Raw genomic sequence first — 6,000 nt, forward strand, 5'->3', positions numbered from 1 at the left:
GTAAAATGTGTATGAAACGTGGAATGGCCGTGTAGGCCGCAGTACTGCTGGATTGCGCCGTTTGTCACCGAATATTCCGAGGTAAAAACAACCGGTTGGATTTTTGCGGGCGCGAACCCTATCACAAAAAAACACGATGTCCGAACCCATTTGCGCGCTTGTGGCAGAGGGCCTGCCCGTTGCTACAATCGGCGGTTATCCATACAGTTTATGCCTCGCCTACATGACAACTGTAGGAGAGGGCTTGCCCGCGAAGGACGTCAACGATGACGCTGGAAACCTGAATAAGCGCGGCGCCCTCGAGTTTTCTCGGGCAAACCCGCCCCTACAATAATTAGAACCGAGGTAACGCATGGAGCAAGAAGCCTGGCAGGTATTGATTGTCGAGGACGACGAGCGACTGGCCGAGTTGACCCGTGACTACCTGGAGAGCAACGGCTTGCGGGTGTCGGTGGAAGGCAATGGCGCCCTCGCGGCGGCGCGGATCATCGCCGAGCAGCCGGACCTGGTGATCCTCGACCTGATGTTGCCCGGTGAAGATGGCCTGAGCATTTGCCGCAAGGTGCGCGAGCGCTACGACGGGGTGATCCTGATGCTCACCGCGCGCACCGACGACATGGACCAGGTGCTGGGCCTGGACATGGGCGCCGACGATTACGTGTGCAAACCCGTGCGTCCACGCCTGTTGCTGGCACGCATCCAGGCCCTGCTGCGGCGCAGCGAAAGCGTCGAGCCGGCACTCCCCGAAAAACAGCGGCGCCTGCAATTCGGCCCGCTGGTGGTGGACAACGCCCTGCGTGAAGCCTGGCTGCATGAGGGCGGCATCGAACTGACCAGCGCCGAATTCGACCTGCTGTGGCTGCTGGTGGCGAATGCCGGGCGGATCCTGTCCCGGGAAGAAATCTTCACCGCCTTGCGCGGTATTGGCTATGACGGCCAGGACCGCTCCATCGACGTGCGCATCTCGCGCATCCGCCCGAAAATCGGCGACGACCCGATTCACCCACGCCTGATCAAGACCATTCGCAGCAAAGGCTACCTGTTCGTCCCCGAAGCTGCGGCTGACCTGACGCCGTGAACTCAATCTTCCTGCGCATCTACGGCGGCATGTGCGCGGCGCTGATTCTGGTGGCGTTGCTCGGCGTACTGGCCTTGCACCTGCTCAATGAAGTGCGCAGCGGCCAGTACCGCGAGCGCCTGGCCCACGGCACCTTCGCGCTGATGGGCGACAACCTGCAACCCATGAGTGCCATCGAGCGCCGCCGTGCCCTGGCAGTGTGGGAGCGCTTGCTGGGTATCCCGCTGCAATTGCAGACCGTGGCCGAGGCGCACCTGGACCTGACCCAGCGTACCCGTCTGCAACGCGGCCAGGTGTTGGTGGAGCAAACCGGGCCTCACGCGGCCAGGGTGCTGCGCTTGGTCAGTGACCAGGAGCAACTGTTGCTGACCGGTGAAGTGCAGCAAATCAGCGAACAACTGGCCCGCGCGACGATTTACCTGCTGGCCGATGAGCTGGTGCGTTTCCCGGTGGCGGAGCAACCGCAGAAACTCGCAGACCTGAAGGAAGCCAAGGGCTTTGGTTTCGAGATGCACCTGGTGATGCTCAATCAGGCTGATATGGACGAAGACCAGCGCCGCCGCGTGTCCGAAGGCGATACCGTGATGGCCCTGGGCAAGGGCGGGGATTCGATCCGGGTATTTGCCGGCATGGTCGGCACGCCGTGGGTCCTGGAAATCGGCCCGCTGTATCAGATGAATCCGTACCCGGCGCAATGGCTGATCCTGATTGCGCTGATCAGCCTGACCTTGATCGGCTTGATCGTCTATTTATTGGTGCGCCAGCTGGAGCGGCGCTTGAGTGGCCTGGAAGCCGCCGCCACGCGCATCGCCAAAGGCAGCCTGGAAGTGCGGGTGCCGGCCCGCGGCGCCGATTCGGTGGGGCGCCTGGCGGCAGCGTTCAATGGCATGGCCGAGCACCTGCAACGCCTGTTGGCAATTCAGCGCGAACTGGTGCGGGCGGTGTCCCACGAACTGCGCACCCCGGTGGCGCGCCTGCGGTTCGGCCTGGAGATGATCGGCGACGCGGCCACGCCTGAAGCGCGGCGCAAGTATATGGAGGGCATGGACAGCGACATCCAGGACCTCGATGGCCTGGTGGACGAAATGCTCACCTACGCGCGGCTGGAACAGGGGGCGCCGGCACTGAATTTCCAGCGGGTCGACCTCAATGCGTTGCTGGATCAGGTGATTGATGAACTGTCACCGCTGCGCCCGGAAATCAACGTGGCGCGGGGCATCTGCCTGTCCTCGGCACATTGGGACGATGCATGGGTGGAGGCCGAGCCGCGCTACCTGCACCGTGCCCTGCAAAACCTGGTGAGCAACGCCATGCGCCACGCCCAGGGGCAGGTGCTGATCAGTTACCAGGTGGGCCAGGTGCGTTGCCGCATCGACGTGGAAGACGACGGGCCGGGCGTACCGGAAAGTGCCTGGGAGCGGATTTTCACGCCGTTCCTTCGCCTGGATGACAGCCGGACCCGCGCGTCGGGTGGGCACGGCCTGGGGTTATCCATTGTGCGGCGGATCATCTATTGGCACGGCGGCCGGGCGTTGATCAGCAAGAGCAACAATCTGGGTGGCGCGTGTTTCAGCCTGAGTTGGCCACGGGATCAGGAGAAGGTCTAGGCCTGGACGGCCACCAGGCTCAACAACTGCCCGCCATCCACCGCAAACTGCGCCTCCAGCTCCTTGCCATGGCACCACTCTGCGGACAGGTCCGTCAGCAACCGCAGCCGCGCATGGCCGGTATCCGACCACTCCAGCAACTCGGCATGCTCAAAATAAAAGCGCTTCTGCACGATCGGGTAGAGCGCCTTGAACAGGCTCTCTTTCGCCGAAAACGTCAGCGTCACCAGTTGCGCAACCTGCTCCCGCGGCCCGGCGGCCATGCGCAGCATTTCATCCGGAGTGAGAATTTCCCCGGCCAGGCGTTCCGCCCGCTCTAGGGGCAGCAGGTTCTCCAGGTCCATCCCCAGCCCGCGCCACTGTGACTTGTGGGCGACGATGGCCGCTGCATGGCCGGTGCTGTGGGTGATCGAACCACTGATGTGCGCGGGCCAGACCGGCGCGCGGTCCTCGCCGATCGCCGGTACGCAATCCAGCCCGTCCAGCTGTTGCAGGGCCGCGCGGGCGCACAGGCGACCGGCCAGGAACTCCGCCTGCCGCTTGGCCACCGAACGCTGGATGCTCGCGGGTGGCGGCACGGCGCTGCGCTGGAAATCGCCGATGGCCAGCAGGGCCGGGTCAAAACGGGTGCTCAGCAAGACCGTGCCGGGCAAGGCATCGGGCAACGGCCAATGGGCGTCAAGTGGGGTGCAGCAGGCGGGTAGGGAATTCATGCCGGGTATTTTGCCGAGTTGCAGGGCCGCTGGATAGCCTGCGGCCGGGCATACGTAAATAACTCTTTACACAGTAGCCGGCCTCGGTTCAGCCCAGGTTCAGAGAGTGTTCAGGGGGAGTTCAGGGGCGTCTGCGTAGTCTGGCCCCGTACCCAAAGCCCAAGCGTATGAGGTAGCACCATGACTGCGATCAAGAAGCTGATGTTGGCCTTAACCATGCTCAGCGCCACCGCTGGCGTCCAGGCCTCTGATTCGAGTTTCGCGGGTTTCTCCAAGGAGAAGAGCAAAAAGCCCTACAGCCTTCTCCAGCGGGTGAGCTTTGAGGATGCCGGTGAACAGGCAGCTCCATGGGGCCAGTCCCTGGGCCAGCACACCCCGCAGTCAGACTATCGCGTGGGCAACGAAAACCTGTCAGGTCACTTCAACGGCAGTAAATTGCGCCAGCAAGACCTGCAGGGCCGCTATGATATACCCCAGTTGGAAAGTTGATTTGCCTTGGAGAGCTTTATGAAATTGCTGGTTGTCGAAGATGAGGCGTTGCTGCGCCATCACCTGTTGACCCGCCTTACCGACAGCGGTCACGTGGTCGAGGCCGTCGCCAATGCCGAAGAGGCGCTGTACCAGACCGGGCAATTCAACCACGACCTGGCGATCATCGATTTGGGCCTGCCCGGCATGGGCGGCCTGGACCTGATCCGCCAATTGCGCGCCCAGGCCAAGACCTTCCCGATCCTGATCCTGACCGCCCGTGGCAACTGGCAGGACAAGGTTGAAGGCCTGGCAGCAGGTGCCGACGACTACGTGGTCAAGCCTTTCCAGTTCGAAGAGCTGGAAGCGCGGATGAACGCACTGTTGCGCCGCTCCAGCGGTTTCACCCAATCCACCATCGTCGCCGGGCCGTTGCTGCTGGACCTCAATCGCAAGCAGGCGTCCCTCGACGAACAGCCGCTGGCGCTGACCGCCTACGAATACCGCATCCTCGAATACCTGATGCGGCATCACCAGCAAGTGGTCGCCAAGGACCGCCTGATGGAACAGCTCTACCCCGATGACGACGAGCGTGATCCGAACGTGATCGAAGTGCTGGTGGGCCGCCTGCGCCGCAAGCTGGAAGGCCCGGCGGGTTTCAAGCCGATCGACACCGTGCGTGGCCTGGGCTACCTGTTCAATGAGCGCTGCCGTTGATTCGCTCGCTACGTGTACGTTTGATGCTCGCGGCCACCACCCTGGCCGTGCTGTTTATGCTGGCCTTGTTGCCGGCCATGCAGGGCGCCTTCAGCCTGGCCCTGCAGGACTCCATCGAGCAGCGCCTGGCGTCGGATGTCACGACGCTGATTTCGGCTGCCCGGGTTGAAAACAATCGCCTGCTGATGCCCGCGCAGCTGCCGGACGAGCGTTTCAACCTCACCGACAGCCGCCTGCTGGGCTACATCTATGACCGCGAAGGCCATCTGGTCTGGCGGTCGCGCGCCACACAGGAAGAGAACATCAACTACAAGCCGCGCTATGACGGGCGCGGCAACGAGTTTGCGCGGATCCGCGAGGCCAACGGCCAGGAATTTTTTGTCTATGACGTCGAGGTCAAGCTGCTGGGCGGCAAGAGCGCGGCGTTCAGTATCGTCGCCCTGCAACCGGTGCGTGAATACCAACTGACCCTCGAAGGCCTGCGGGAAAACCTCTACCTGGGCTTCGGCGCCGCCTTGCTGGTGCTGCTGACCCTGTTGTGGCTGGGCCTGACCTGGGGCCTGCAGGCGCTGCGCCGGCTGAGCCAGGAACTGGATGAAATCGAAGGCGGTACCCGGGAAAGCCTCAGCGAGCAACACCCGCGCGAGCTGCTGCGCCTGACCGGCTCCTTGAACCGGTTGCTCCACAGCGAGCGGGAGCAACGCACCCGTTACCGCGATTCCCTGGATGACCTGGCCCACAGCCTGAAAACCCCGTTGGCGGTGTTGCAAGGCGTGAGTGAAGACATGGCCCAGCGCCCCGAAGATCGGGACCAGGCCTGGGTACTGCAATCGCAGATCGAACGCATGAGCCAGCAGATCAGCTACCAATTGCAGCGCGCCAGCCTGCGTAAAAGCGGCCTGGTGCGCCACCAGGTACGGCTGGAGCCGGTGCTGCAAAGCCTGTGCGACACGCTGGACAAGGTTTATCGCGATAAGGGCGTGAAGGTCGCCTTTGAACTGCCGGACGAATGCGACGTACCGATCGAGAAGGGCGCCTTGCTGGAACTGCTCGGCAACCTGCTGGAGAACGCCTATCGCCTGTGCCTGAGCGAAGTGCGCATCACCTTGCAGGAAAGCCTGGAGGGCACCGAGTTGTGCATCGAAGACGATGGCCCCGGCGTGCCGCCGGACCAGCGTGCGCGCATCCTGCAGCGGGGCGAGCGGCTCGACCGCCAGCATCCGGGGCAGGGGATTGGCCTGGCGGTGGTCAAGGACATCATTGAAAGCTATGGCGCCCGGCTGACCCTTGGGGATTCACCGCTGGGTGGGGCGGCGTTCAAGATTCACTTCCCGGCTGTTTGATCTTTATTGGCTGTGCCGGCCTCTTCGCGAGCAAGCCCGCTCCCACATTCGATGGCATTCCCAAGGTGGAACTC

At 63.1% G+C, this 6,000-nt stretch carries 6 protein-coding genes; 5 read left to right on the top strand and 1 reads right to left on the bottom strand.

What is annotated here, in order from left to right; translation table 11 throughout:
• The first annotated feature begins 352 nt into the window (after window positions 1-352).
• Window positions 353-1,078 carry a response regulator gene (locus tag ACW9I6_RS15595; protein ID WP_008435295.1) on the top strand — a complete coding sequence of 242 codons (726 nt, stop codon included), beginning with the start codon at window positions 353-355 and terminating at the stop codon, window positions 1,076-1,078.
• A complete protein-coding gene (locus tag ACW9I6_RS15600; protein WP_008435298.1) occupies window positions 1,075-2,685 on the top strand; it encodes an ATP-binding protein in 1,611 nt (536 codons plus the stop codon). Before ACW9I6_RS15595 ends, ACW9I6_RS15600 begins: the two co-directional genes overlap by 4 nt.
• On the opposite strand, the gene ACW9I6_RS15605 is transcribed toward ACW9I6_RS15600, so the two are convergent.
• Window positions 2,682-3,398 carry a 4'-phosphopantetheinyl transferase family protein gene (locus ACW9I6_RS15605; protein ID WP_008435301.1) on the bottom strand — a complete coding sequence of 239 codons (717 nt, stop codon included), beginning with the start codon at window positions 3,396-3,398 and terminating at the stop codon, window positions 2,682-2,684. The genes ACW9I6_RS15600 and ACW9I6_RS15605 overlap by 4 nt on opposite strands.
• Window positions 3,399-3,578: 180 nt before the next feature.
• Here ACW9I6_RS15605 and ACW9I6_RS15610 point away from each other — a divergent pair, with 180 nt between their 5' ends.
• The 3 genes from ACW9I6_RS15610 to ACW9I6_RS15620 are packed head-to-tail and all read left to right on the top strand — an operon-like array spanning window position 3,579 to window position 5,926.
• A complete protein-coding gene (locus ACW9I6_RS15610) occupies window positions 3,579-3,887 on the top strand; it encodes a hypothetical protein (protein ID WP_003214230.1) in 309 nt (102 codons plus the stop codon).
• Window positions 3,888-3,905: 18 nt separating this feature from the next.
• Window positions 3,906-4,583 (top strand): response regulator transcription factor, encoded by a 678-nt coding sequence (locus ACW9I6_RS15615; protein ID WP_003214228.1) that lies wholly within the window; start codon window positions 3,906-3,908, stop codon window positions 4,581-4,583.
• Entirely contained in the window at window positions 4,580-5,926 is a 1,347-nt protein-coding gene (locus ACW9I6_RS15620) for an ATP-binding protein (protein ID WP_008435304.1), read from the top strand. Before ACW9I6_RS15615 ends, ACW9I6_RS15620 begins: the two co-directional genes overlap by 4 nt.
• Window positions 5,927-6,000 lie beyond the last annotated feature (74 nt).

Source organism: Pseudomonas sp. SDO5522_S412 (assembly GCF_054071215.1).

Bases quoted from the DNA above. Each gene is read 5' to 3' on its own strand.
- ACW9I6_RS15605 (WP_008435301.1), bottom strand. From the start codon at position 3,398: ATGAATTCCCTACCCGCCTGCTGCACCCCACTTGACGCCCATTGGCCG.
- ACW9I6_RS15595 (WP_008435295.1), top strand. From the start codon at position 353: ATGGAGCAAGAAGCCTGGCAGGTATTGATTGTCGAGGACGACGAGCGA.
- ACW9I6_RS15615 (WP_003214228.1), top strand. From the start codon at position 3,906: ATGAAATTGCTGGTTGTCGAAGATGAGGCGTTGCTGCGCCATCACCTG.
- ACW9I6_RS15610 (WP_003214230.1), top strand. From the start codon at position 3,579: ATGACTGCGATCAAGAAGCTGATGTTGGCCTTAACCATGCTCAGCGCC.